Here is a 26,584-nt window from a genome sequence, read left to right on the forward strand (position 1 = left end):
TTTTTTATTTCAGAGATTTCATAATTTTTAGAAACGATAACCGACACCTAAATAAGTAATGATGGGATCAATATCGATCTTTGTCGTTGCATGAATTAACTGTTCACCGGTCGTTTGGTTAATCACATCGATCTTGGTCTTATTATTTAACTTTGCATAAGACACTGAAGCTGCTGTAAACCAATTTGGGGTGAAGTCATAGGTAAAACCGAGTGTGACAATTGGAGCAATCGCATCATCCGCATCGACATCGACCACCATTTTACCTGATGATTCTTTACCGTCTAATGCAGCACCTGCAAGATTATCCTTAATATTTTGAATCATATGCCCTGCAGCAATTAAGTCAGATTCAATACCTTTATTGAGTTCAATATCATTAAAATACGCATACATAATCCCTGCACCTACATAAGGTCTGAATTTATTCACGCCCGATTTTCCAAATTGATACTGAGCTTGAAATGCTGGCGTCCAAGCACGCGCTGTTGCTGCTTTACTATAAGCATCCAGATTGGTAATTGGTACATCATAATCCAAAGGTAAACCGTCCGGAAACAGCAAACCAGCAAGACCTCCCGGCATTGCATTGCCAGATAAAGGTGCCGTAATCATCCCTTTCCCTTGAATATCCACTTTGGGAGGAATACCGCCAATCATCTGTAAGGATACGTTGTCATTGATATAATAATTGACCATCAAACCTAAAGTATCAACATCCTCTGCTTCTAGACCAGTGCCTCCTGCTGACCAATTTTCCAATCCATATAATGTCGATGTCCCTGCAATATCTGGTTTGATATTGCCTTTGCCATCTGTCATGAGTCCATTAATAAAACTATCTTCTAATAATGTTCCTAAAGTCTCCTTTAAATTTACTGTGTTATCACCGTCTTGAATCGTTGCATTTGGGTCAATTGCTTGTAAAAAACCCTCTTCACTAATGCTTCCAACTTTGGCCTGTGTCCCATTTGCCACAGAAGTATTAATGTTAAAAGGATTCGCCTTTCCTTGCGGCATCACGTGTAACCAACCTGCAGATACAGAAAAGCGCTTAAAGTTACCATCTGCAAATGTAAATTGTGTAAGCCCAAGTAAAACAACAGGTGTGACAATTTTTATCAATTTCATATGCTAACTCCTTGTTTTTCATATTTTTTTAATTAATATATAAAAACATTCTTTGTTCTTATATTTAAAAGTTATGTAATTATTCTAACTTTTTATAGTTAGTTTATGTTTTTATATATTATTATTTGTTAAATATTGCACTATTTTGATGCAAAAAAGGCCTGTATTTATCAGTACAGGCCAATGTGATTTTCTTATTGAAATTTAACGATATTGTGGTTGGTAGCCCAAGTGCGCCTCGATCTGGTCATAGCACCATTGGAAAATAAATGTGTAGACTAAAATGCACATGGTCATACTAAAATCGAGCAAAATCGCCTGCCATAAGGTCATATGCATGGCATAAGCCACCATTGGGATGGTTGCAAGCATTAAGCCGCCCTCAAATCCAATCGCATGTAAAACACGTACACCAAAGGTTCTTTTTAACTTTCTTTTTGCTTCAAATTTTTCAAAATAATGATTAAAAATCATGTTCCAAATCACAGAAGTGACCGCCATTGCAATACCGAGCGTACCTGTCACCTCCATCGGAACTTTAAAAATAAAACTTAACGCAATAGCAATGATCACCAATAGGATGATCTCATAGCTTAGCGCATGAATAATCCTTCTCTTGGAAATCGTCATTTTGAAACACTCTATCATTTGTAAAAAACTTATTTTATTTTTATATTATTGATTAATCGAGTTAGGTTCTTTCAATATTATTGAAAGGTTGTATTCCTTTATTTTTTTATGTATGCACATGAATATTAATCAAGAACAACTGATGATTTTTAAAACAGTCATGGAAACAGGATCATTTTCCGCAGCTGCCAGGCAACTCGGCAAAGTGCCTTCGGCGGTCAGCATGTCCATTGCAAATTTCGAAATTGATCTCAACCTTAAACTGTTTGAGCGCGTTGGTCGTGAGCCTGTGCCCACCGCTCAAGCGCTTAACCTGTATGAAAAAACTGAACAATTATTGATAGAAATCAATCAGTGGAAACAGCATGCGATTGCGCTGAGTCATGGTTTAGAGTCTTCACTGAATATCGTGGTGGTATCAGAACTGCTTCATACGCAGTGGACCGACTATATCTCTTTGCTAGAAACTCATTTTCCATCTTTGCAAATCAATATTTTTTCTGCGCCTCAAGAAGATGCCCAAAAGATGTTATTACTAGGTCAAGCACAGCTTGCTCTAATGTTTGAACGTGAACAGCTTGAGAGTTATGAACAATTTGTCGAATTGAAACGTGAAGCATTGGTTCCTGTTGCTGCGACAAAACATGGCCTGTCGAAATTTAAGCAAGTCAGTTTTGAGCAAATTTTGCAAAGTCGGCAAATCGTGGTTGCAAGTCGTGATAAAAGTATCAAACCAGAGTTGTTATTTTCCAAACACAGTTGGCGTACAGATAACCACCACTCTGCCTGTTCGATGATTATTCAAGGTCTGGGTTGGGGTGTGCTTCCATTAGAGATGTTTAATGAAAATCCGACACTCAAAGATCAACTCAAAATCTTAAGCTTTCAAGATTTCACACCCAAATTTGAATATTTCGTCGACTTGGTCTGGAACCGTGAAAAACCTCTCGGCTCGGCTGCTCATTTTTTGATTAATCACATCCGAAATTCACGAAAAACTACGATTTAGACCGCCTAATTGGGCGGTTTTTGGTTGGGTTCTAAACAGATTGTGTTATAAAAGTATGTACACCAAGAACATTAAGAACTAGATTTCAAATGACTCAAAATGCGTTAAACCAATTAAAAAGCCTAACAACGATTGTTGCTGACAGCAGTGATTTAGCTGCGATTAATACATTCCGTCCATTGGATGCGACCACAAATCCATCTTTAATTACAGCAGCGGCAAATCAACCTGAAAATAAAGAACTGATTGAAAGTGCTTTTGAACAAGCGCGTAAAGAAGGTTATCAAAACGATGAGCTGGTTGAGCGCACCATCGATATTCTTACGGTCAAATTTGGTGTAGAAATTTTAAAATTGATCGAAGGACGTGTATCTACAGAAGTCGATGCAGCCTTGTCTTATGATACCGATGCCACCATTGCAAAAGCCAAAGAGTTACTGGCTTTATATGCACAGTATGGTATCGATCAAAACCGTATCTTAATTAAAATTGCCTCAACATGGGAAGGCATTCAAGCCGCTAAAGCCCTTGAAGCCGAAGGCATTCACTGTAATCTGACGCTATTGTTTGGCTTACATCAAGCTCAAGCCTGTGCAGATGCTCAAGTCACGCTGATTTCGCCATTTGTTGGTCGTATTTTAGATTGGTACAAAAAAGCTGAAAATGTGGATAGCTACCCGATTGAGAAAGATCCGGGCGTGTTATCAGTGAAGCAGATTTACCACTACTACAAACAACATGACATCAAAACTGAAATTATGGGTGCTAGCTTCCGTAGTATTGATCAAGTGCTTGGTTTAGCAGGTTGTGATTTATTGACGGTTTCACCGAATTTATTGGCAGAATTGGAAAAAGATCAGCGTACCGTTGAAGTGCAATTGTCTAATCATCATGCGCATGCACACTGTCAACACGACATACAAGTGCTCGACAAGCAAACTTTCAAAGCTGAAGTTGAAAAAGACTTAATGTCTTTCCAACTATTACAAGGCGGTATTGATGGTTTTATTAAAGCTCGTGAGCAATTAAGTAGCTTACTGCGTCAAACTTTTGGCTTAGATGCTGAAATAAAAGCTTAAATTAGAAATTTTCAGTTTCCTCTAGAACCGAAGTTGTATACTACAGCTTCGGTTTTTTATTTGAGTGTCTTCAGTGTTTGGAATCACAGACTTAACGACCTTTATTATTGGTACGATATTAATTGTGATTTTACCCGGGCCAAATTCACTTTATGTCATGTCTGTTGCTTCTCGCTATGGCATTAAGGTCGGCTATTTAGGTGCTTTTGGCGTTTATACTGGCGATTTGATCTTAATCTTACTCACTGCTCTCGGCGCTGCATCCTTACTTCATGCCTTCCCTTGGTTATTCTTATTATTAAAAATTGTGGGTGCGCTGTATTTAAGTTATTTAGGTATCAAACTTTTCAAGGCTGCCTACCAAACTTGGAATGCCGTTCAAACGCCAGAACAACTCGACACCAAACAACTGAGTTTGAGCGAACTGAAACCGTTTAAGACTGCATTAACCATCAGTATTTTAAACCCTAAAGCCATTCTTTTTTACTTATCGTTCTTTGTACAATTCGTCGATCCTGCATATCCATATCCTGCGATTACATTTACCGCACTCGCGATCGTGCTGCAAATTATCAGTATGAGCTATTTAACGATTTTGATCTTTTCGGGTGCAAAACTGGCTACCTATTTTAGCCATCGTTATAAATTTACGGCATGCTGCGTGACAGCGGTTGGTCTTCTATTTTGTGGATTCGGTCTAAAGCTTGCGACATCTACCATGTAACTGACATGGGCAAAGTAGTACTGTTTTTTCTTAGGAAATTCCATATCCCTTTAAAGTTTTGAATGGATAAAACATCCTCAATGTGGGTTGTCGATTCGTTCTATTAAAGTGCCTTTTGTTAAAGTGTCGTTTGTGAATAAATAAAGTATTTCCATAATATCTCGATGAGCACTTTTACTGTACAGGACTTGAGCGTATCATCCTGAAAAATGTCATCTTAAATCTGCGCCAACAATACTCATAGCTCGATCATTATGCAAAAACTACTCCAAGACTTTTCCATTCCAGCCGCTTTTGCAGGTTTTATTACATTCTTAGTCGGGATCAGTGTCTCGGCTGTTTTGGTGATCCAATCCGCACAATTGCTCGGTGCCAACACTGCAGAAATCACCTCTTGGTTTTGGGCTCTAGGTTTGGGTATCGGCTTAAGCGGGCTGATTCTGTCTTGGAAATTTAAATATCCCGTTGCGACTTCATGGTCCACTGCAGGACTGGCACTGATTTTAGCGACTGCAAATGGTTACAGCATGAATGCCGCCCTAGGTGCTTTCTTGGTCTGTGGCTTATTGACAGCAATACTTGGATTTTTAGGCATTTTTGAAAAAATATTGCGCTATATCCCGCAATGTCTAACTAGTGCAATGTTGGCGGGTGTACTCCTTAAATTTGGTATTGAGCTATTTGTCAGTTTACAAAATGAATGGGCATTCGTTCTTGGTTTACTCGCGGCTTACGTCCTCAGTAAACGACTGTTACCACGTTATAGCATTGTCATTACGGTGATCATTGGCATCATGCTTTGTCCATTATTACTTGGCTTTCAATTACCGGCGCTTAATTTAGAACTCGCACAGCCGGTTTGGGTCACACCTGAATTTTCGATCTCAGCAATACTGGGTTTGGCGTTACCACTCTTTGTAATCAATATGGCCTCTCAGTATTTACCGGGTTTAGCCATGATTAAAAGTTATGGTTATCAACCCCACGTCAATCAACTGATTGGTTGGACTGGTACAGCCCAAACGCTACTCGCGCCATTTGGATGTTTTAGTGTCAATATTGCTGCGATTAGTGCGGCCATCAGTCTAGATGACCAAGCCCACCCCGATGAGAAAAAGCGCTATATCGCAGGTATGACTTGTGGCTTCTTTTATATTTTGATGGGCCTGTTTGCAGCCACTTTGGTGAGTTTCTTAACTGCTTTTCCATTGGTATTTATTACCGCTTTAGCAGGAATTGCCCTACTAGGCACCATTGGACACAACATCGTCATTGCTTTCCAAGAAGCGAGTGAACGTGACGCTGCTCTACTCACCTTCTTATTTAGTGCATCGGGCGTACAATTTTTTGGTATTGGTTCCGCGTTTTGGGGGTTGGTCTTTGGTTTAGTCGTACATACTATTTTCAAATATAAAAGAAATTAAGCCCTCGGTTAAATAATTTGCTTCAAATAAAAGAATGATACGCGGTAACGTCATCCGCAAGTGTTTGAGATAGGACTATTTCTAATCAAAAATGTTTTTGCGATACTTTGAATAATTAGACACTAGTGAACAAGTTTTGCGGTGAGGAGCAATGCTCCGCAAGATGGCTTCCTTACGAAGCACGCTTCTCATTTTACCTAAACAAAAGCACCTCCAACCGAAGGCTAATCCCTTTATTTAATCCCTAGATGTAAGCCTCCGTCGAATAGACTTAAAAATCATTTTAAAAATGCGTAATTACTTTTACGTGTGTAACATCAGTTATTTAATCTATTTCGCTCGATACGTTCGGGCGATAAGTTCTTGTTTTAATAATTCGGTTTCGCTTTCGTCTTCCACTTCTGTAAAAGCGGTGAGCCAAATACCATCGGCTGCATAACGAACAATTTTGAGTTCTATATCTGAATCGGTCTGATGATGTCGCTCTAAACGTGAGTTCATCCATTCAATCCAATATTCATTAAAAGTTTTATCGGTCAGCATGGTCATCGAAATCGCGGACCATGACTGTTGCAAACCCATGATTTGTTTTTCTAAGGTAATTTCAATATAGGCTCGGGTAAAACGACCGTATGGCTCAGGGTCTTCGTCAATCAATCGGTCAACAACCTCGTCTAATTGAGCTAAAAGCATGACGATCATGGACTCTAAGAGCTTTTGCTTATTTGAGAAATGATGAAATACACCACCTTTTGTGACCCCAACTAAATCCGCAACGGCTTGAATCGACACCCCGTTGACACCTTTATCTGCAGCAAGACGGATTGCATGCTGCAAAATACTTTGGCGTATCAGTTGAGGTTCTTTCTTGCGCTGATGCGGATTATCCATACTAGTGTCCAGCAGAAGTTGAAAACAGGTTAATTACGACCACACCTGAAACAATCAGGCCTATCCCTAACATGGCTGGGAGGTCTAAACTTTGACGAAAGATAAAGTAGCCAATTAGTGCAGTTAAAACAATACCAACACCCGCCCAAATGGCATAAGCAATACCAAGTGGTATGACTTTAATCACCTGAGACAATAAATAAAATGCCAAACAGAATAAAACTGCGACAGCCAATGAAGGCGCAAGTTTGGTAAACCCTTCTGACTTCACCAAAAATATCGAACCAATTACTTCTGAGATAATCGCCAATGACAGTAAGCCATAGGCCAATGTTACCGAATTCATTAATCATTCCAAAATAAACATACCAACTGGTAGGTATGTTATTAAGTTAGAGATTATTCTGCAAGCATTTTAAGCCTATTTTTAATTTTTAACGGACTGTACGTGTTGTTGCAAAAATTCTAAAGTGCGATCAAAGGTCTGCTGGCTAGCCTTTTTACTCATCATAAATTGATATTCATGTACCAAATATTCTTTCGAATCTGGATAAAATACCGCCGTCACAGGTACATTATTTGCCTTCAATTTTTCTACAAAAGGCTCAGATTGCGTTTTGGTTAAAAAATCTTTATTGCCACCGCTGATAAATACTGGCGGATAATTTGCATTAATATTTGAGGCCGTTGAAATACGCGTTAAAAACTCGGCATCATCTTTTTTGTCTCCGGTATACGCCTGAACCAAGTTATAGACGGCCCACTCGATCAGTCCAATCTCGTCGGGTGCAGTATTTACAAAGCTGTTTAAATCATAAATACCACAATGTAAAATCAGCCCTTTAAGCTGTGAAGGCTTTAATACAGGTTGAATCTTTGACGCTTGCGCAAAATCTGGATTTGTAACCAAAGTTGCATAATGACTAGCCATATTTGCACCTGCAGAATCCCCTGCCAAATACATATTTTGCGAATCAATGCCATATTGTGCCGCATGTAGATTCAAAAACGTCAGTGCTGCATCTATTTGGTTGAGCTGTGTGGGATAAATGGCTTCAGGTGCAAACTGATATTGAACAGAAACCACATTATAACCTTGGGCTGCGAGCCGTTTAAAATATCCACCTGCATGCTCTTTTGAACCTGAGACCCAACCGCCACCGTGGATCCAAACAATCGTTGCTCTTGGTGCAATCGCCATACTTGTTTCAGGTTGATAGATATCCAAGTTTAAATTTGGATTTTGTAGATATTGAATATTTGACTGCACAATAACATTGTCAGGAGCATGTAGGTTGATGAAGGTCTTTTGAACTTGTGTCGATAAGTTAAATGCGCCTGCAATCACTTTGGTACTGCTTTGCGTGTTTTGACAACCAGACAAATGCAACACTGAACACATGCTGAGTACAACCAACCCTGCTTTATATGACATATCAAACTATCCAATCACATCAATTCTGTTATAAATCTTAGATTTAAAACTGTATATAGTTTAGGCTTATTTTCATAAAGTTCAAATTGATCTTTTAAGCTCAAAATCCGAGAAAATTGGTCGATTTTATTTTAATATTTTTTGAGCAAAGTCCGAGTTTTTCGCTCAGATTTATTTGACGACTTATCGACATTAATTTATGTAATTTTATGAATTTACAATATTTTTTAGATTAATAAATTGAACCATTCACGACAATGTGTTATCAATAATCTATAGGGTTTAAAAGCAAAATTACAGGAGATTGTTCCATGTCATATCAAAACATTTTAGTACCTGTCGATGGTTCAGAAATCTCGTTTTCTGCAGTTAAAAAAGCTGCAATTATTGCCAAGGCGTTTAACAGCCAACTCACTTTAATCAGCCTTGTTGCTGAAGACCCATTTACCGATGCAGACTTCTATTATTCTTCATCAATCATGAAAGAATATTTCGTACAAGCTTACGCAAATGCAGAATCTGCATTAAAAGAAGCTGTGCAAATTACAACTGAAGTGGGTGTAGAAGCACAAAGTAAGATTATTAAAGGCCAAGTTTCTGCTGAAGGTGTAGTAGAAGCAGCCAATGAAGTGAAAGCCGATTTGATCGTGATGGGTTCACATGGTCGCAAAGGATTTAAGAAAATGCTACTCGGTAGTTTCGCACAAGATGTACTCAGCAATACTGAATTACCCGTGTTGGTTGTAAAAGCTTAAGATGACTAAGCCCACATGATGTGGGCTTTTTTGTATTCAGCACACCCTTCACTAATAAGCTTACCCTTTTGTCTAATTCATACAATATCGTGAATAGAGCAAGATTAGATTGATAACATTTAAAATATTAAGGAAGCAGATATGAGTCAATATCAACAAATTTTAGTCCCTGTGGATGAATCTCCAATTTCATATTCTGCTGTTGAACATGCCCTCAGCTTGGCTAAAAGTCAAAATGCACAAGTGACCATTGTCAGTGTTGTTGCTGTTGATCCATTCGTTGGTGTCGATTTCTATGCTGTGGCACCTGCAATCACTGAATATTTTATGCAAGCTGAAAAAAGTGCTCAGCTGCGTTTAGAAGATATCAAACAAACCTTTGTACGTGATGGTATCGAAGTTAAAACTCGTTTGATTCATGGTGTATCGCCAACTGAAGGGATTTTACAAGTGGCTGATGAAATCTCTGCAGATTTAATCATCATGGGTTCGCATGGACGCACAGGTTTGAAAAAAGCCATGCTGGGCAGCGTAGCACAAAATATTTTAACGCAGTGCCCAATTCCTGTTTTGATCATCAAGCAGTAAACTAAGATTCAAAGAAAAGCCCTCAATTGAGGGCTTTTCTTCTTTTAGATCAATTAAAAACGTTGTTTAAATACACAATTCGTTCTGTAGTTTTTTGATTAAAGCATTTGGTATATTGCAACTCTTGGTTTTGCGTACTCATCGCCTCATCCCAGTATTGCGAATGCTTTTGATAAGTCTCTTTTTCACTTTCATTTAATGAATAAACACTTTTTTGTGCAAGCACTTTACAGTCGATATCACGCTTTTCAAACCAGTCTGCTTGATCTTGCTGTAACTGCGCCTTTTGTTCATCACTAAAACGATCCCAAGTCTGATTGAGACGGTCCACCACTTTGCCATTATCCTGATCTAGCTCTTTCTTACGAATATCCATCGCCTTTTGTGCAAGGCTCATTTGTTGAGATTGACTCTCCATCCCTTGCTGATAGGATTCTTCGTCTCGCTTATTTTGAGCACTATATGCCGCATATAGCACCGCATGACGTGTCACTGTGACAACGCTATCAATTACGTCATTTTGACTCGGTACACTTAGGCTCAAACCATCTTTGTCCGTTTTAGTGATGCTATAGCTAAAGTTCCCTTTAAGCTGATCATTGTCCATGCTTAAGCCTGACTCACCATCTTCGAGTGAATCATTCAAAGTATAATTACCACGTTCTTCACAGCCTTCGTCACATGGTCGTTCAGCAAAGGCGTTTTCAGCACGCTTTTGTAATCCTTTCGGGAAAACCACCAACAGTTGACTGCTACATTCCAATGTTTTGGCTTTATTCGGGTCTTCAGTTAAAGTCGTGACATTTTGAATTTTAAATTTTAGATTTTTTACAATCAGATCCATGAGTTGCTGATCGGCTTCATAATCGGACTGACGTATTTCTTTGTTTAATTCTTTGAGATATTCGTTTTTTAAGTGATCTTGCAATTGGTCGATATTGGCTTGTGCAGTACAACTCCAATCTTCCAAAGCAGGCGCTTCCGTTTTGGCTTCAGCATCTTTTTTATTTTTAAAATTATCACAGCCGGATATCAATGCCGCAGACAACATGAGGCTCGTGATGACTATTTTTTTCATTGTATAAGTACCATTATGATTTTATTCTTCGCGCGTATTTTACTCAAAATTACAGCGCTTTGACGAGAAAAATCCCCGCATGTGCAGGGATTTTTTACATCTCATTTAATTTAGTATGGTTTTAATTGGTCTTTTCAGTCACACCTTCACTGGTGACATCTCGTACTTTGCCATTCTCCGTATTTAAAACTTCAAACTCAATACGACGGTTTTTGAATTGACCTTCTTTGGTGCTGTTATCCGCTACGGGTTTTTCTTGACCATAGCCCACCGCTTGAAGCTGTGCAGGATCAACGCCTTTCGACACCAAATAATCCACCACAGATTGCGCACGCTCTTGCGATAAAGTTTTATTCGCTTCTGCATTACCCACAGCATCGGTATGACCTTGTACAGTCAGATGTACCTGTGTTGCACGCTGCATTAACGCTGCCGCCTGATCTAAAATCGATTTATTCACATCAGGAATATCAGATGAACCTGTCGCAAAATTAATAATTTGTAAATTCAGCGCAGTCGCAACATCTAGGGCACGAACTTGTTCAGGGTTAATGCTCGCTAGTGCTTTTTGTGCATCGGTAATACTGTTATCTACAGCAGTTTGTTCACTCACACCTTCTTGAACCAATACCGTCATATTTTTTGCTAAAGGCTTAATTTGATTGGCAAGGTTTTGAGCATCAGCAGGATTTTGCGACAAAATTGATAACTGATTTTCTGTCCAGGTTAAAGTGGTATTTGGCACACCTTTAAGTTTTTGCAGAACCGTTGGAATGGTATCTTGATCAATAAATTGCGTATGGTAACTGGCATCAGATGAAGCACCACAGCCCGTATTAAAGTTAAAGATCTGTTTGACTTGTTGCTGCAAAATTTCAAGATAATTTGAATCACCTGTTTGAATTTGACAGTTGGTTAACTGCCCATCCGCACCGGTACTAAATTGCAAATGTGCTGGCTGAGATGCAGCAGGCTGTGCAACTGTTGTTGCAGAGGTGGTTGGTTCTTCTTTATTAGTACAAGACTTAAACCAAAATGCGATCAGACCCAATAATATAAGCAGCGCAATAATTGGTAATAACCAATTCGAGCGTTTTTCTTCAACGATAACAGGTGTTGGTTCAACAACAGGCGCTTGGTGTAATGTACGGCCAGCTGCAGTGTTTACCCCTAAACCTGCGAGTAAAGGCACTGCCCATTGTGGTAGTGCCGCCAAAATGCTATCTGCATGATTATCAAGTAAATGCGTGATTGCGACGGGATCAGATGAACCCGCTTCATTTTCAAGTGCCCCTATGGTTGGGGCGATCGAATGATTCAAGGTCTGCTCTATTTCTGACGCTGGAGCAGCACCGCCACCAAGATGTTGCAGAAATTGATCTTTTAATGTGGGATTCGCCGAGAAAATATCACTAATTCGTGGATTTAACTGTTTTTGGAACGCATCAATAAATTCAGGTTTGGATCGAAAAATATTCAACAGGACTGGAACAAACTGGCTAATGGCTGAATTTTTTTCAGTTAAGTGTTGTGTATCACCGTCCAGCACAATCGAGGAGACGTGCTGCTTAATCAGCGCTAATAAATCTATACTCATATTTGTACTCCATGCAGTTGTCATTATTTTCATGTGTACTTCAGTTTATATGCTTATTTTTTGATCAAATGTAATAATTTGTTCGGACTTGTCAACGCTTTAATTTCTTCTTTTATTTTCAATCAATATTAAAAAAAGCCAGCCGAAGCTGACTTTTAGATGGTAAATCAAAATGGTAAAACTCAATAAATTTCCATGTTGAGCTTCAGCTTAAACGGCATAAAAAGCTTGCAACACTTTACCTTTGACCGTTTGCTGAATTAATGGTGTGTTCTTACCATTTGACACAATCGTGTCTTTATTAATGGTCCACTCAAGTTCTGGATCAACAAGCACCCAACCCGCTTCATCTGCCCAACGTTGTTGCATATTGGCTACTTTAGCAGGTGCGAGTGTGACTTTCTCAACCCATTCCAGTGGGCTTAATAGACCTTCTTGAATCAGTTGAATACCAAAAGGTACATAGGTATCAAATGCGGTAAAACCAGGCTGTGTTTCAGCAAAAGGCGCCATTTTCGCAGAGCTGCTCAGTGGCTCATGATGTGTACAGATCGCGTCAATTACACCGTCTTTCACCGCTTGGCGGAGCAAGTCTTTATCTTGCTCAGAACGCAGCGGCGGACGCACATGTGCAAGTGAATTAAAGCCGTCAATCAACTGATCCGTTAAATGCAATTGGTGCATGGCTACATCGCAAGTCACCGGCAAGCCTTTCTCTTTGGCATGTTTAATCAATTCAACAGATGCACCTGATGACAACAAACCAAAGTGTGCACGGACTTTAGTGGCTTCAATCATCAGTAAGTATTTTGCAATGGCTACGGTTTCCGCCAATGCAGGAATCATCGGCAAACCTTGACGAGATGCAACAAAACCTTCATGCACACAGCCATCTTTGGCAATTTGCGGTTCTTCGGCATAGAACACAACGGTCATGTTCAGACCCGCTGCATATTCCAAGGTACGAATCACCACATCATCGTCCATAAATGGCGCATTGGCATTTGATACTGCTGTACAGCCGCCTTTTTTCAAACCTGCCATATTCGCAGGCTGCTTGCCTAACAAGCCTTGAGTCTGCGCGCCAATCACCTGCAGATAAATGCCGCCATCTAGCATGGCTTTTTCCACCAGACCATGAATCAATGCGCCATTGTCCTGCACAATCGGTTTTGAGTCAGGCGGGGTAAACACATGCAAAATACCATTCGCACGCGCAGCCTTACCTTCTGACTTTAAAGTGCCGTGCTGCTGTTGACCCGGTTCACGCAACCGCGCGCAAAGGTCAACCATACTTGGCATTAGCCATTTGCCTTGTCCATCAATGGTTTCAGCGGCATTGCTTTCGGCAACCAATCGGCCATTTTCAATATAAACCGTCTGTACGCTGTCAGTTTGATTGATTGGATCTAAGACACGTACATTTTCAACTTTAACAATACTCATGACTATCCCTTAAACCGCAATCGCTTCAATTAAACCTTTTTCTTGCAACTGACCTTGCATTGCCAAAGCCAGTACCGCCATACGCACCGCAATACCGTTGGTCACCTGATGTAAAATCACCGACTGAGCACCATCGGCAATACTCGAGTCAATTTCAACACCACGGTTCATTGGTCCCGGATGCATCACGATGCAGTCAGGTTTTGCCAAAGCCAAACGCTCTTTATTCAAACCGTACATTTTGTAGAATTCGGCTTGAGATGACAGCGCAGGAGAATCAATACGTTCATTTTGAATACGTAAAGTAATAATCACGTCGCAGTCTTGAATGCCGGCTTCCATATTGTTGAACAGACGAATGCCTTCGCCATAATCATCAAAACCGTAAGGCAGCAAAGTATTTGGCGCAATGACACGAATGTCTTTACAGCCCAACGTTTGCAATGCAGCGACATCTGAGCGGGCAACACGTGAATGCTTAATATCGCCAATAATGGCAATGGAAATATCTTCAAAATTCTTTTTGGTTTCACGGCGAATCGTCAACATATCCAACATGGCTTGCGTAGGATGCGCATGACGGCCATCGCCTGCATTGATGATTGCCACATGTGGACAAACATCTTTGGCAATAAAGTGCGGCGCGCCTGACGATGAATGACGAACCACAAAAATGTCGGTCGCCATCGCTTCTAAATTCCACAAGGTATCACGCAGTGTCTCGCCTTTTGATGTACTTGAACGTGCAATATCAATGTTCAATACGTTTGCAGACAGACGTTTTGCTGCCGCTTCAAAAGTGGTTCGGGTACGTGTTGAATTTTCAAAAAACAGGTTCATCACCGTACGACCTTCTAAAAGGTTATTGGTAATCAGCTGATTTTGGTCATTAAAAAAGGACTGCGCAGTGTCCAATATTTTTGTGAGAGTTTCTTTAGAAAGGCCTTCGATGGTGAGGAAATGTTTTAAGTTACCATCTTGGTTGAGTTGAATCTGGCTCGGTGTATGCAATGCCGCCAAGTGCATGAGAGATTCCTTATCGTTAAGTTAACGCATTATACAGAGAATCTTGGCAAATGGCAGTTGAAGTTTTCAACGTTCAATGCAAACGCATGATGTTATTCAAAATGAATTTTCAAATTCCTATCTATCATTTCAATTAGATAAATTAAACGGTTTAAATTAAACTTCACCTTTCCCCTTTCAAAAAGCCTTCAAACAGGACTTCTATCTGTCCTTATTTTTGATTGAATTGAATACTTTCAAACAGATAAAGTTCAGCTATGAACAACCGCCTTCTGCACAGTTAAATAACTTGTGAAATAAAGAAAGAGAGTTGATACGTCAGGCTGCGTGCAGCAGGAAATTTATGCTGCTGCTCACAGCGGGATTGAATTAACGCAATGCGCCGATATAACGATGTGCAACCTGCGCTTTATAAATATCTTCCGCAGTCGGTTCGCTCATTAAAATTTCTGCCGTTTCAGGCTGTACTGAACTGTCCGTCAGTTCCTCTGCTTCAGAAACGGCAGCTTCATGCAAATTCAACTCGCTGTAAAGCCGCGCAACCAAACGAGATAATTCAGGATCAGCCGTTGCCAAAGCCAAGTTAGAAACAAAGCGTGCATATTCGACATTTTCAACCACATATAATGCGTCAATAACCCGTCCTGACACACGACGTAAGCGCGCGTAGATTAAAGTGGCGATTGAAAATGCGTTTGATTGACTATTGATTGCCAGCCCTGTCATAAATACCCCTAATGATATCAATATTATAAAGATCGAAATTTGATCAGGGTTATAGCAATTTTTGTACCATTAAGTGATATTTCTCACAATGTACACAGAATAAATTTGATAAAGTCATTCAAATCTACCGATATTTCTCCCGTTTCAGCGCAATATCGTCCGCCCAAATCCACGAAAATACGTTAAAATATGCGATTGCTTTTTTGCCTTTGGAAATTTACATGAATTCGAAACCGCGTCTTTCTACATATTGGGTTACCTGTGCAGATGGACTGGAAACCTTACTCCGCGAGGAAATTGAAGGTTTAGGTGTTCAAAATATTGAACAATTCCCGGGTCGTCTTGTATTCAAAGGCACACTTGAAGATGCATACCGTATTTGCATGTGGTCACGTTTGGCTTCTCGTGTACTCACCCCGATTCATACACATGAATTAGAGTTCACGCATGATGCACGTGATGTAGCGGAAGAGCTCTATGAAGGTGCAATAAACTTTGACTGGTCACTTATTTTTGCACCACAAAGTACATTTGCTGTTCGTTTACACATCGAACGTGACATTAAAGTCAATTCTCAGTTCGCAACTTTACGTGTCAAAGATGGTGTGGTCGATTCCTTTATGGAAGCTGTGGGCAAACGTCCTAGCATTGACATTAAGCAACCTGAAATTACGTTGTATGTATTAGCTGGCAAAACTGAACATACTTATTGCTTAGATTTATCAGGTGATTCTCTGCATAAACGCGGCTACCGTCGCTACATGACAGATGCACCGATTAAAGAAAACTTAGCGGCTGCCATCTTACAGAAAGCAAAACTTAAACAGCATCAACCCGATATTATCTTGGACCCAATGTGTGGTTCAGGGACATTTATCATTGAATCTTTAATGATTTTGACTGACCGCGCGCCAGGCCTTGTTCGTCGTTTTGGTTTTAATGGTTGGAATGGTCATGACCATGAACTTTGGATGTCGATCAAAGGCGAAGCTGCTGAACGTCATAAAGCCGCACTTGAAAACCCTCTGCCACAATTCTATGCATTTGATGCAGACTGGGAAGCGGTAAAAGCAACCAAACAAAATATTATCGCGGCAGGTTTCGAATCTGTACTTGATCAAATTAAGATTGAAGAACGTACACTTGCAGACTGGCCAGATTTCCAAGCAACAGGTAAGAAAAGCTTTGTTGTCACCAACCCGCCATACGGTGAGCGTTTAGGTGATAAAGCCTCTAACCGTGCTCTGTATTTAGGTTTATCGGCACTATTACAAAAGAACTTCCCGAACCAGCCTGCTGCGATTATTGCAGCACAAGTTGAACAGGCCGATGTCCTTGCCTTTAATGATCCGCAAATTTTGCGTTTGATGAATGGTAAGCTGCCAATTTACGTCCGTTTTGGTACAGTCAAACCTGCGGCAGTTCAAAAGCCTTTCCTCGAGCATTGGGAACCTCAACAATTTGAAAAAATTGAAGGTGCAGAAGACTTTACTAACCGTCTGCAAAAAAACATGCAGAATCTTAAAAAATGGGCAGTTAAAGAAAATATTTTCTGCCTACGTTTATATGATGCCGATTTGCCAGACTTTAATGTCGCGGTAGATTTATATGGTGATCGTTTACACGTACAAGAATACGCACCACCGAAAAAAATTGACCCTGAAAAAGCCAAAAAACGCTTTAACTTAGCACTGCAAGCGATTCGTGCAGTGACAGGCTTAGGTCGTGATGCGATTTTCATTAAAACACGTGCCCGCCAAGAAGGTAAAAATCAGTACACCAAACAAAGTACTGCGTCTAAACGTTTTATCGTTCAAGAAGGCAAAGCAAAGATTTTGGTGAACTTAACAGACTACCTCGATACAGGTCTGTTCCTTGACCATCGTCAAATGCGTCTACGGATTGCCAAAGAAGCCAAAGGTAAACACTTCCTGAACTTATACAGCTATACCTCTACAGCGAGCTTACATGCAGCGCTTGGCGGTGCAGCAAGTACGACCAGTGTCGATTTGTCAAATACCTACCTAAACTGGTCTAAAGAGAACTTTGTACTGAATGGTTTGACAGTAGATCATGCAGATGAACAACATCAGTTCTTCTCTAGCGACTGTTTTGAATGGTTAAAAGAAGGTCACGAGCAATATGACCTGATCTTTATTGACCCACCAACATTCTCTAACTCTAAAAAGTTCTATGGTACGTTTGATGTCCAACGCGACCATATGTCTTTGCTTAAACGTGCCATGAACCGTTTAACCACTGACGGTACGCTTTACTTCTCAAACAACTACCGTGGTTTTGAGATGGATGATGTAATCATGGCAATGTTTGACGTTGAAGAAATCAGCAATGAAACCATTGGTCTAGATTTTAAACGTAATACCAAAATTCACCGTGCATGGAAAATCACTCATCCACAAATCTAAGGTTTGACTTTAGAAATTCCTGATCTATGAAATGAAGCACGTCAGTGCTTCATTTCAACCACGACTCCATCTGGATACGTTACTCGAATATTTTCATGTCGCTCTTGCAGCACAATACGGTTAATCGGTGCAACTTCTGGAGATTGTATTAACCCGACCTGATCCGCTGCCCTTTTCTTTTGAAGCAAATAATCACTCATGGTTGAGCCTTCAAGCTGGGTTTCTTGAATGATCTTATTATTACGATTAGATTTATGATTTGAATTTTTCTGCTGCTCTTCTTTGGGTTTAGCTGCTTCACTCTCAATAATATCTAAGGTTTCTTCACTAAACTGTTTTTTACCTTGCGTTTCATTCGACAAACGTTGATCTGAAATTGAAGTACCCGCAAAAGCTATAGACTGAACAGCGATTAAAAAAATGCTACTAACAAGACTGTGTTTTACCCAAGAACATTTAGGCATGGATGAATGAACAAGTTTCCGTCTAAAAAAATAATCGTGTGACATGGTGTCTTTCCTATTGTTGTTTTCATTGGCTAGTTGCCCATTGACGCTAGCAACTTTTCAACTGTTCAACAATGGCTAGGCCGCTGTGTTCCGATAAACTGAAAATCATAATTCTGTAGCCAAAAATACAAAACCGCCAATCTATGACGGTTTTATATTTTTTAAACTTAACTACTCACTACTGGTTGCTTATTTTTTTTGTATGGCTTGACCAAAAAGCTTTTGACCAAACTTATATTGCATACTCATGACCATGTTATTGCCATCGCGCTTGCCTTGCCCTGATGTTTCAAAACCAGCAAACATGGCTTCAGCTTCCTGTCCTGACAAACTTTTGCCCTGTAATTGCAAAAAGTTATTCATGATTGCAGTCATCATATTTTTATCAAAACTTAAGTCTGCTTGAAAATCGAGTAAGCTCGGCACCATTTTAATAAAAGACTCCATTGAAGCATGGTGACCCGGCATGACTTTCCCCACGACATTTGCAGAAGCTTTACCTCCACCAATGCTGATCGAGTTATCTTTAGACTCAAAATCAAAACCTTGGCTTGCGATAGCTAAGAAAGCTTGAGTCATTTCTTCACTTGATTCACCCACTGCATCGCATGAATTTTCCACCTGATGCAAAAGTTCACTAAATGCACGAACTTTATCCAGATTAACTTTATGCAATGCCAAATTCAGTGCGAAATCTTTGGTGACCGGTGATCCTGGGAAATCCATCTCATCAGCTTTTAAGTAGCCTTCAAAGTCCACATCATGTTTATTTAGTTCGGTCTCCCAACGCAGTTGCATACCACGCATGCCGCCTGAGAACTTTTGATCTAAACGTTTAATAGAACCCGCTTGGATTTCAACAAAGCCATTTTCAAGATTTTTCTGATTTAGACCTTGATTGGTCTTCATCGAAAAATTTTGCACCATGGTTTGCATTGGACCTTCACTCAACCGAACCACAGGTAAATGGATTGAAAGCTCAGAGACCTTAGTGGCCTGCCCCGGTAAACTACTGATCCGAATTTGCAATTGGCTGGCATCAGCTTGTACTGTTGCACCTTGTGCAGTCGTTTTAAATGCAGGAATCTGTAAATCTGTTTTACTTTGACCAATCCAATTGACCAACGTTTTTGCCGTTAAGTCGGTGCCAAAAAGCTTGGCATATTCGGACGTACTTTGTTGTTGAACAATCTTAAAGTTCGAGTTGATGTTATAACCTTTCAACCCACGTTGAATCTGATCGGTACCCTTCAACACGATCACTTCTTTGGGTTTACACGGGTCTGTTTTCAGGGTTAATACCCAATCGACCGTTCCCCCCATCAAACCCATTTGATAATTGCTGTACTTCACATCAACATCTTGTACAGCTGCTGACCAATTATTCTGTGTATAAAATTGGGCAAGAGATTTATCTGCATATAAATTTCCTCCCACCACAGCTGCTGAAAGCACCGCTAAACTGCCAATTCCCCATATCAATTTTGACATGTCTTTCTCATTCTGATTATTCTTTGCGCAGTATACTGAATAACTCAGTTACATAAGTACACAATTAGAATGATATTAAATGATTGATTTGGCAGTTTTAATTGATTTTTTGATGGCTATCACTTCAACTATATACGCCCAGCTTCAAAATAACTTATTCGTTTACGATCAAAAGCTGCATATGGATTGCCTTTAAAACTATGAAAATAGTGCTTGGCTTTTAACACGTGAGAGGTTGTATTTTTCATCCATCCTATACGTGGGTCCTTCTCTGCCAAAGTGATGCAATAGGTTTCTTTGCCACGTCGCTTGGTCTGTTGCTTGGCATGAAAAATCAAACTTGCAAATACATCTAGATGTTCAGGATGACATAGTGGACTGTGCAGCATTAAATAATCGAAAGTTCCCTGAATTTGTGGCAGTGATAACACACCACGCACACTGGCATAGGCATTATAAAAAGGTTTCATCAACTTTAATGACCTTGAATAATCGATCACTCGAGTTTGTTTAAAACTTTTTTGATTCCATAAGCCATAAAGTCCAACCAACTGATTGTGCTGATCGTAAATCAAATAGAAGTCATCTAGATTTAAGCATGCCCAAAATGGATTTTGACCATCTACCAAAGCATTAAAATCATAGCTAGGTAAAAAATTATAATGGTCTTTCATTTTTAAAATGAAATCATTCGCTTCATCTACACGTTCAGCAGTCAGGGTTTTAAATTGATATTGATTGAAAGTTTTTGGTTTCACTGCCTGTGAAACGGTAAAGGTTCGAATTTCATCATAAAAATATGGCAGCGGAAATCCAGATCTTTCATGATGTAAAATACTGGCAGCGACAATATTGTCGTTTAAAACCACACTTTCAAAAATCGTGTCTTGTGGTATTTCATCATGGAGATAGTCCATCAATAAGCGCATGACTTTAGCACCACGATACGCTGGATTCATTCTTAAATCGGCGACATAACGCATCAGGTCAGGCTGACCATTGATATAACAATAACGCCATCCCAAATTCATCATCGCAATCACGATAGATGGATCTTCCACAGGGACAACCACTTTTAAATCTGGACGATTATACTGTGCGTGGCTGGCATCAAAATAACTGGGGTGACGCGCATAAGATAATGTGACGCCATTGCTTGGCATAGTCTCTGCACTAATTTTCATTAGTTGCACATCATCTTCTACCGTCGCGTTTCGAACCGCAAACTTAGTCTCGTTCTTTGAATGATATAGCACCGTTTCGTCGAACGGTGCATCTAACACATCGATATCCATATTAATACTCAATTATTTTTGTTTTCATTTTTTTAAGTGGTTCAGGCTTAATATTCCCTTCAATCATGCCATTATTCATGGCTAATGTTTTGTAGTAATCCCATGCATCTTGCACATGAACCACTTCTGGTTCATCAAGTTGTCCCAAATCCCGTGCCAATTCATAATGAAAATTATGTTTTAGTAACCGATCTAGCGCTTGAGCAGACGGTTGTTTGTCTACATTGCCTTCACTGAGTAAAACATAATGCGGTTTTTTAACCGAACATTGTTCGATACCCAAGATACTAATTGGTAAATAATCCACTTGTTTAAACTCTGCAAGGACTTTAACTGCTGCATTGTGGTCGAGCTTTTCTCCGACCAAATCAACCGTCATTTTTCGACCTAAAAATTTAAAACATGGCACTTGCTGATAAAAGTCGGTGACTTCTAATTCATCATCAATCACATAACGAATTAATCCTGAACCTGTAGTAATCACAGGACTAACGATATCGCCTATTTTCAGTTGCCAAGATGGCACCACTTTTTGGCTGTCTTGCAAAATAAATTCATAAAAATGTGACTGATAACTTAAGGTAAAACGGTTTGCAAATGGAATCGTCACTACGCCTTCAGTTGCCCATAAACCTTTACCCTCAAATGCCACCCCTGCAATTCGTTGCTGTAGCTGTACTGCCCATTGCTCTGCGCTCGCTGTATCCCAACTCGAAACCAGACTGAGTTTAGGCCACAGTTTTTTCCACGCCGTTGCTTGGGTTAAATCCAAGTCTTGTAAGCGATAGCATTGTTGACAAGATTTAGGAACTTGCAGAAAACTCAAACCATCACGTTGCCATTGTCCAGTTTTTAAGACCTGTACAATTTCAGCTTGATGTTCTTGAATAATATCCAGCAATTGCAATGCAAATGTAGGACTCCATACCGAAATCATGCCTAAATGCTTATCTGCAACGAGATACACCGCGGTTGCAAACATGGCATCTTCGGCTGAATTTGCCATCGCAATTTCAGTCGGTACCGATTGAGTAATTTTACTCAACACTCGCTTCGACAGATTAAGCAGCGCACTGTCATCATTTAAATTACTATTTTCTAAAAGCTTTCGCTGGCTTTCAGGCAACCATGAAACCGACCAATAATGCGTTGAATTTTTAAGTTGTGGGTGTGTCCGATATAAATTAGTCAGCCATAAACCAATAGCCTCATCCAGTTCATCTAAAAAAGCCTGAGTATAGGGAATGAATTTAATTGCTTCACTCGACCCACTGGTCGGTTGAAAACGGACAATTTTTTCAGGCCCCAAACTATTTTTGCCACTTTGTCTGGATTGTTCAATTTGGCTTTTCCAATTGCTATAACGAGAAAGCGGATACTTTTTGGCAAATTGCTCATAGCTTAAATTTTGCGAAATGTGCTGCTTTAAAAAATGGCTTAATTTTTTACGTTGCACATTTTCTAGCTGATTTGCCTGCTGTGTATAGCGTTGAAACTCTTTGCGGCAGGCAATATTCAAAACTTGATGTGCAGTGGTGAGAAGCAATCCCATTAGGCCACCTTCGAGTCAGAACCTGTCGCAATATGTAATGTACGTGACTTATAACGTAACTTGCTATCATGTTTGCTCACACTGGTGGTCTTGGTTAAGAATCGATTCACATAACGGTATAAATCGCTCCAGCGTAATTCACCAATGCACGGAAGTTCTGTTCCATCGACCCAAGTTGGGTTCTTATCTTCAAAGAAAGCTATCTTGGTATTATTTTCGCGCATTTCATGGGTGATGGGCGCAACATCTGCTTTGAGTGGTTGATAGTCTTCGCCAAAATTCAGCAGACCCGTTTCGTGGTTATAATATTCTGAGAAGTATTCTTTACAGTACGATTCAACAAAGTCTTTGAGATGAGCATTTTTCTCACCATAGTGTGGATAGTAGCTGTAGTAGTTATTGGCTAAGAGCAGATAAGTTTTAAAGCCTTTAGAGATTAAAATCCAATATATAGGTGTTCTTGGATGACGAAATTTAAAACTAATAATATAACGGAACATTGCTCTAGTTAATGCACGATTTCCCCAATACTCTTTCTCAATAATGGTATCTCCACTGAAAAAAGCATGTCGGGCTTTACCATCAACAACAAAGTCACGTTCCATAACCGTCGAAAATCCGACAATTTGATTATTTTTCGGTTCAATAATAAAAAAAACACCGGTTTTTTCTAAGAAGTCGCGTTCAAAAATTTCATAACGGGTATTGGCATAATACTTTTGATAAATACCATACATGCGTTTGAGTTCTTGAACAGTGATGTCACCAGTATGTTTATATAAACTATAAGGTTCTTTTTTGATCTGCCTAAGCAGTTTAAATTCCATCATAATCATAATTTCCTGTTGCCATTCATTCTTGATGAACGCGCGATATTGTTTTTGTTTTACAGAACACAGTCATCTCGTTGGATGCGTGCGGACGTCATATTAGTGGGTGAAAATGATGAAATGCAATCAACTTTACGTATTTAAACGAAAATCACGAAAAGCGTAAAATAAAAAAACCCGGCCTAAACCGGGTTTCTGTTTTTACAACTGAACGTGGCTAATTTGTACCTTTTAATTGAGTTTCATCTTGTCAAAACTTAGGTGATCTCCTTCCGCTTGAACAACAATCGTATCGCCCGGTTGGAACGCGCCTGACAAGATTTTCTGTGCCAGTGTATTTTCAACTTGTTGTTGGATGGCACGTTTTAGAGGACGTGCACCATATACAGGGTCAAAACCAGCATCGATAAGTAACTCAAAGGCACTATCTTCAACTGCCAAACTCATGTCTTTGTCAGCCAAACGTGAACGTAAACGATCCAACTGAATATCTGCAATGCCACGAATTTGCGCTTTTTGTAAAGAATGGAAAACCACCAGCTCATCAATACGGTTCACAAATTCAGGACGGAAATGTTCAGATACAGCAGCCATGACCACAGCACGAACTTCGTCTTTCGACGGGTTTTCACCTAATTCACGAACATCGGTTGAACCTAAGTTCGAGGTCATCACGATTACGGTGTTTTTGAAATCAATCACACGACCTTGTGAGTCAGTTAATCGACCATCATCTAACACTTGAAGCAAGATGTTAAAGACGTCTGGATGGGCTTTTTCAACCTCATCAAACAACACCACACTATAAGGTTTACGACGTACAGCCTCAGTTAATACACCGCCTTCTTCATAGCCCACATAGCCCGGAGGAGCACCCACTAAACGGCTCACCGAATGCTTTTCCATAAACTCTGACATGTCGATACGAATAATCGCATCATCACTGTCAAATAAGAAGTTACCTAGAGCTTTGGTTAACTCAGTTTTACCTACACCTGTTGGCCCAAGGAATAAGAATGAACCACTTGGGCGGTTTGGATCGGATAATCCTGCACGAGAACGACGCACCGCATTCGACACTGCTACGACAGCTTCATCTTGACCAACTACACGGTTATGTAAGAACTCCTCCATGTGTAAGAGTTTTTCACGTTCACCTTGCAGCATTTTCGCAACAGGAATACCTGTAGCCGCACTTACCACTTCAGCGATTTCATTTTCAGTGACTTTGGTACGAATCAGTTTCGGTTCTTCATTCACCTCGGCAACTTCTTCTTCATTCAAGCGTTTTTGCAACTCAGGAATAACACCATATTGCAAACGGCTAGCTTCTGCTAAATCACCTTCACGTTGTGCTTTTTCAAAGGCAGTACGTGCTTTATCTAGCTCGATTTGAGCCTGATTCGTGCCGTCAACCAGACGTTTTTCCGCAATCCAAACTTCTTCCAAATCACTATATTCTTTTTGAACTTCAGCAATTTGTTTCTCTAGGTGCTCAACTTCAGCTTTTGAGACTGAATCTGCATCTTTTTTCACCGCTTCAAGTTGCATTTTTAACTGAATTAAACGGCGATCTAAACGGTCAAGTGGCTCAGGTTTTGAGTCAATTTCCATTTTGATACGTGATGCAGCTTCATCAATCAAATCAATGGCTTTGTCTGGCAACTGACGGTCTGTGATGTAACGATGCGACATTTTTGCCGCAGCAATAATCGCAGAGTCTAAAATTTGCACACCATGATGGGTTGCATATTTGTCTTTTAGACCACGTAAAATCGCAATGGTGTCTTCCACACTCGGTTCATCAACGATCACTTTTTGGAAACGACGCTCTAATGCCGCATCCTTTTCAATATATTGGCGGTACTCATCTAAGGTGGTTGCACCTACACAGCGTAGCTCACCACGCGCTAATGCAGGTTTAAGCATGTTACCAGCATCCATTGCACCATCGCCTTTACCTGCGCCAACAAGCGTATGTAATTCGTCAATGAAAAGAATAATCTCGCCATCATATTTGGCTAAATCTTTTAGAACTGCTTTAAGACGTTCTTCAAATTCACCGCGGTATTTTGCACCTGCAAGCAATGAACCAAGGTCGAGTGAAAGTACACGTTTACCTTTCAGACTTTCAGGAACTTCGCCATTGACGATACGCTGTGCTAAGCCCTCAACGATTGCTGTTTTACCCACACCCGGCTCACCAATCAGTACGGGGTTGTTTTTGCTACGACGTGATAAAACCTGAATGGTACGGCGAATCTCTTCGTCACGACCAATAACTGGATCTAACTTGCCTTCTAATGCACGTGCATTGAGGTCTAAGGTATATTTGTTGAGTGAATCACGTTGATCTTCGTGGTTATTACTCATGACTTGTTCACCGCCTCGTATTTGTTCAATTGCACTACGTAATTTATCTGTCGTTACGCCTACACTATTTAATAAGGTTTTGGTTTTACCCGTTTCAGCTAAACCGAGAATCACCCAATCTGTAGAAAGAAACTCATCTCCAGCTTTTTGCGCAAAACTATCGGCTAAATTTAGCGCTTTGACTGCTTCAGGATTTAGGTTGATGTCCCCTGTCGGCGTAGCAATGGTGGCGGTATCCTGTAGGGCTTGCTGAAGTTTGGTTTTTAACTCAGGAAGATTAGCACCTGCCTGTTGTAACAAGCTTTGGTTCGAAGGCTCTTCAAGCAATGTCGAAAGAATATGGATTCCTTCAATGGCTGTATGGTCTTTCCCCATTGCTAAAGATTGGGCATCGGATAATGCTTGCTGCAAACGGTTTGTGAATTTTTCGAATCGCATTCTTGTTATTCCTCACAACAAATTCTGTACTTGAAGCATATATGGGAGTCATATTTAAAATTTCAAATACATTTTTTAAATATTTTTCAATGAGTTAATTTTAAGATAAAGATAAATCTCAATTATAATAT

Annotated in this window: 23 protein-coding genes; 7 read left to right on the forward strand and 16 right to left on the reverse strand. The window is 40.0% G+C overall.

What is annotated here, in order from left to right:
* Window positions 1-27 precede the first annotated feature (27 nt).
* Both FTU06_RS05250 and aceI read right to left on the reverse strand, forming a co-directional pair.
* Window positions 28-1,131 (reverse strand): OmpW family protein, encoded by a 1,104-nt coding sequence (locus FTU06_RS05250; protein WP_168377759.1) that lies wholly within the window; start codon window positions 1,129-1,131, stop codon window positions 28-30.
* 204 nt (window positions 1,132-1,335) lie between these two features.
* On the reverse strand, window positions 1,336-1,761 hold the full coding sequence (aceI, locus tag FTU06_RS05255; protein WP_168377760.1) for a chlorhexidine efflux PACE transporter AceI: 426 nt from the start codon (window positions 1,759-1,761) through the stop codon (window positions 1,336-1,338).
* A 118-nt stretch (window positions 1,762-1,879) separates the two neighbouring features.
* On the opposite strand from aceI, the gene FTU06_RS05260 reads away from it, so the two are divergent.
* The 4 genes from FTU06_RS05260 to FTU06_RS05275 all read left to right on the forward strand — a co-directional run bounded on the left by FTU06_RS05260 (window position 1,880) and on the right by FTU06_RS05275 (window position 5,997).
* Window positions 1,880-2,770: a LysR family transcriptional regulator gene (locus FTU06_RS05260; RefSeq protein WP_180116750.1), complete on the forward strand. Its 891-nt coding sequence runs from the start codon at window positions 1,880-1,882 to the stop codon at window positions 2,768-2,770.
* A gap of 89 nt (window positions 2,771-2,859) precedes the next feature.
* Entirely contained in the window at window positions 2,860-3,849 is a 990-nt protein-coding gene (gene tal / locus FTU06_RS05265; protein WP_180145372.1) for a transaldolase, read from the forward strand.
* Window positions 3,850-3,922: 73 nt separating this feature from the next.
* Window positions 3,923-4,573, forward strand: coding sequence for a leucine efflux protein LeuE (gene leuE / locus FTU06_RS05270; RefSeq protein WP_180145376.1), 651 nt, complete (start codon window positions 3,923-3,925; stop codon window positions 4,571-4,573).
* Window positions 4,574-4,827: 254 nt separating this feature from the next.
* Window positions 4,828-5,997, forward strand: coding sequence for a benzoate/H(+) symporter BenE family transporter (locus tag FTU06_RS05275; RefSeq protein WP_180145378.1), 1,170 nt, complete (start codon window positions 4,828-4,830; stop codon window positions 5,995-5,997).
* Between the two features lie 330 nt (window positions 5,998-6,327).
* On the opposite strand, the gene FTU06_RS05280 is transcribed toward FTU06_RS05275, so the two are convergent.
* The 3 genes from FTU06_RS05280 to FTU06_RS05290 all read right to left on the reverse strand — a co-directional run bounded on the left by FTU06_RS05280 (window position 6,328) and on the right by FTU06_RS05290 (window position 8,323).
* Entirely contained in the window at window positions 6,328-6,888 is a 561-nt protein-coding gene (locus FTU06_RS05280; RefSeq protein ID WP_180060072.1) for a TetR/AcrR family transcriptional regulator, read from the reverse strand.
* Window position 6,889: 1 nt separating this feature from the next.
* The gene (locus FTU06_RS05285; RefSeq protein WP_180041147.1) at window positions 6,890-7,234 is read right to left on the reverse strand and encodes an SMR family transporter; all 345 of its coding nucleotides are present in this window, start codon (window positions 7,232-7,234) and stop codon (window positions 6,890-6,892) included.
* A gap of 81 nt (window positions 7,235-7,315) precedes the next feature.
* Entirely contained in the window at window positions 7,316-8,323 is a 1,008-nt protein-coding gene (locus FTU06_RS05290) for an alpha/beta hydrolase (RefSeq protein ID WP_180145380.1), read from the reverse strand.
* Between the two features lie 311 nt (window positions 8,324-8,634).
* Between FTU06_RS05290 and FTU06_RS05295 the strand changes: the two genes are divergently transcribed.
* Together FTU06_RS05295 and FTU06_RS05300 are read left to right on the forward strand one after the other, a co-directional pair.
* Window positions 8,635-9,078 (forward strand): universal stress protein, encoded by a 444-nt coding sequence (locus FTU06_RS05295; RefSeq protein ID WP_078191806.1) that lies wholly within the window; start codon window positions 8,635-8,637, stop codon window positions 9,076-9,078.
* A 141-nt stretch (window positions 9,079-9,219) separates the two neighbouring features.
* Window positions 9,220-9,666 carry a universal stress protein gene (locus FTU06_RS05300; RefSeq protein WP_078188616.1) on the forward strand — a complete coding sequence of 149 codons (447 nt, stop codon included), beginning with the start codon at window positions 9,220-9,222 and terminating at the stop codon, window positions 9,664-9,666.
* Window positions 9,667-9,715: 49 nt separating this feature from the next.
* On the opposite strand, the gene FTU06_RS05305 is transcribed toward FTU06_RS05300, so the two are convergent.
* From FTU06_RS05305 to FTU06_RS05325, 5 genes are all read right to left on the reverse strand, one after another.
* A complete protein-coding gene (locus tag FTU06_RS05305; RefSeq protein WP_168377766.1) occupies window positions 9,716-10,744 on the reverse strand; it encodes a DUF1311 domain-containing protein in 1,029 nt (342 codons plus the stop codon).
* Window positions 10,745-10,865: 121 nt separating this feature from the next.
* A complete protein-coding gene (locus tag FTU06_RS05310) occupies window positions 10,866-12,341 on the reverse strand; it encodes an OmpA family protein (protein WP_180145383.1) in 1,476 nt (491 codons plus the stop codon).
* Between the two features lie 210 nt (window positions 12,342-12,551).
* The gene (locus tag FTU06_RS05315) at window positions 12,552-13,787 is read right to left on the reverse strand and encodes a dihydroorotase (protein WP_180145385.1); all 1,236 of its coding nucleotides are present in this window, start codon (window positions 13,785-13,787) and stop codon (window positions 12,552-12,554) included.
* 9 nt (window positions 13,788-13,796) lie between these two features.
* The gene (locus FTU06_RS05320; protein ID WP_078188620.1) at window positions 13,797-14,813 is read right to left on the reverse strand and encodes an aspartate carbamoyltransferase catalytic subunit; all 1,017 of its coding nucleotides are present in this window, start codon (window positions 14,811-14,813) and stop codon (window positions 13,797-13,799) included.
* 369 nt (window positions 14,814-15,182) lie between these two features.
* The gene (locus FTU06_RS05325; RefSeq protein ID WP_168377769.1) at window positions 15,183-15,539 is read right to left on the reverse strand and encodes a hypothetical protein; all 357 of its coding nucleotides are present in this window, start codon (window positions 15,537-15,539) and stop codon (window positions 15,183-15,185) included.
* 221 nt (window positions 15,540-15,760) lie between these two features.
* Here FTU06_RS05325 and rlmKL point away from each other — a divergent pair, with 221 nt between their 5' ends.
* Entirely contained in the window at window positions 15,761-17,965 is a 2,205-nt protein-coding gene (gene rlmKL / locus FTU06_RS05330) for a bifunctional 23S rRNA (guanine(2069)-N(7))-methyltransferase RlmK/23S rRNA (guanine(2445)-N(2))-methyltransferase RlmL (RefSeq protein WP_078188622.1), read from the forward strand.
* Window positions 17,966-18,006: 41 nt separating this feature from the next.
* Here the strand turns inward: rlmKL and FTU06_RS05335 are convergent, their stop codons facing one another.
* From FTU06_RS05335 to clpB, 6 genes are all read right to left on the reverse strand, one after another.
* Entirely contained in the window at window positions 18,007-18,474 is a 468-nt protein-coding gene (locus tag FTU06_RS05335; RefSeq protein WP_180145388.1) for a hypothetical protein, read from the reverse strand.
* 189 nt (window positions 18,475-18,663) lie between these two features.
* Window positions 18,664-19,965 carry a DUF945 family protein gene (locus tag FTU06_RS05340; RefSeq protein WP_180145391.1) on the reverse strand — a complete coding sequence of 434 codons (1,302 nt, stop codon included), beginning with the start codon at window positions 19,963-19,965 and terminating at the stop codon, window positions 18,664-18,666.
* A gap of 128 nt (window positions 19,966-20,093) precedes the next feature.
* Window positions 20,094-21,260, reverse strand: a complete 1,167-nt coding sequence (locus tag FTU06_RS05345) for a GNAT family N-acetyltransferase (RefSeq protein WP_180145394.1) — start codon at window positions 21,258-21,260, stop codon at window positions 20,094-20,096.
* Window position 21,261: 1 nt separating this feature from the next.
* Window positions 21,262-22,812, reverse strand: a complete 1,551-nt coding sequence (locus FTU06_RS05350; protein WP_180145396.1) for a GH3 auxin-responsive promoter family protein — start codon at window positions 22,810-22,812, stop codon at window positions 21,262-21,264.
* Entirely contained in the window at window positions 22,812-23,648 is an 837-nt protein-coding gene (locus tag FTU06_RS05355; protein WP_306669391.1) for a hypothetical protein, read from the reverse strand. The genes FTU06_RS05350 and FTU06_RS05355 overlap by 1 nt, the downstream gene beginning before the upstream one ends.
* Before the next feature lie 225 nt (window positions 23,649-23,873).
* A complete protein-coding gene (gene clpB, locus FTU06_RS05360; RefSeq protein WP_180021988.1) occupies window positions 23,874-26,453 on the reverse strand; it encodes an ATP-dependent chaperone ClpB in 2,580 nt (859 codons plus the stop codon).
* Window positions 26,454-26,584 lie beyond the last annotated feature (131 nt).

Origin of the sequence: Acinetobacter sp. YH12052, assembly GCF_013419835.1 — a bacterium.
GTDB lineage: Bacteria > Pseudomonadota > Gammaproteobacteria > Pseudomonadales > Moraxellaceae > Acinetobacter > Acinetobacter amyesii.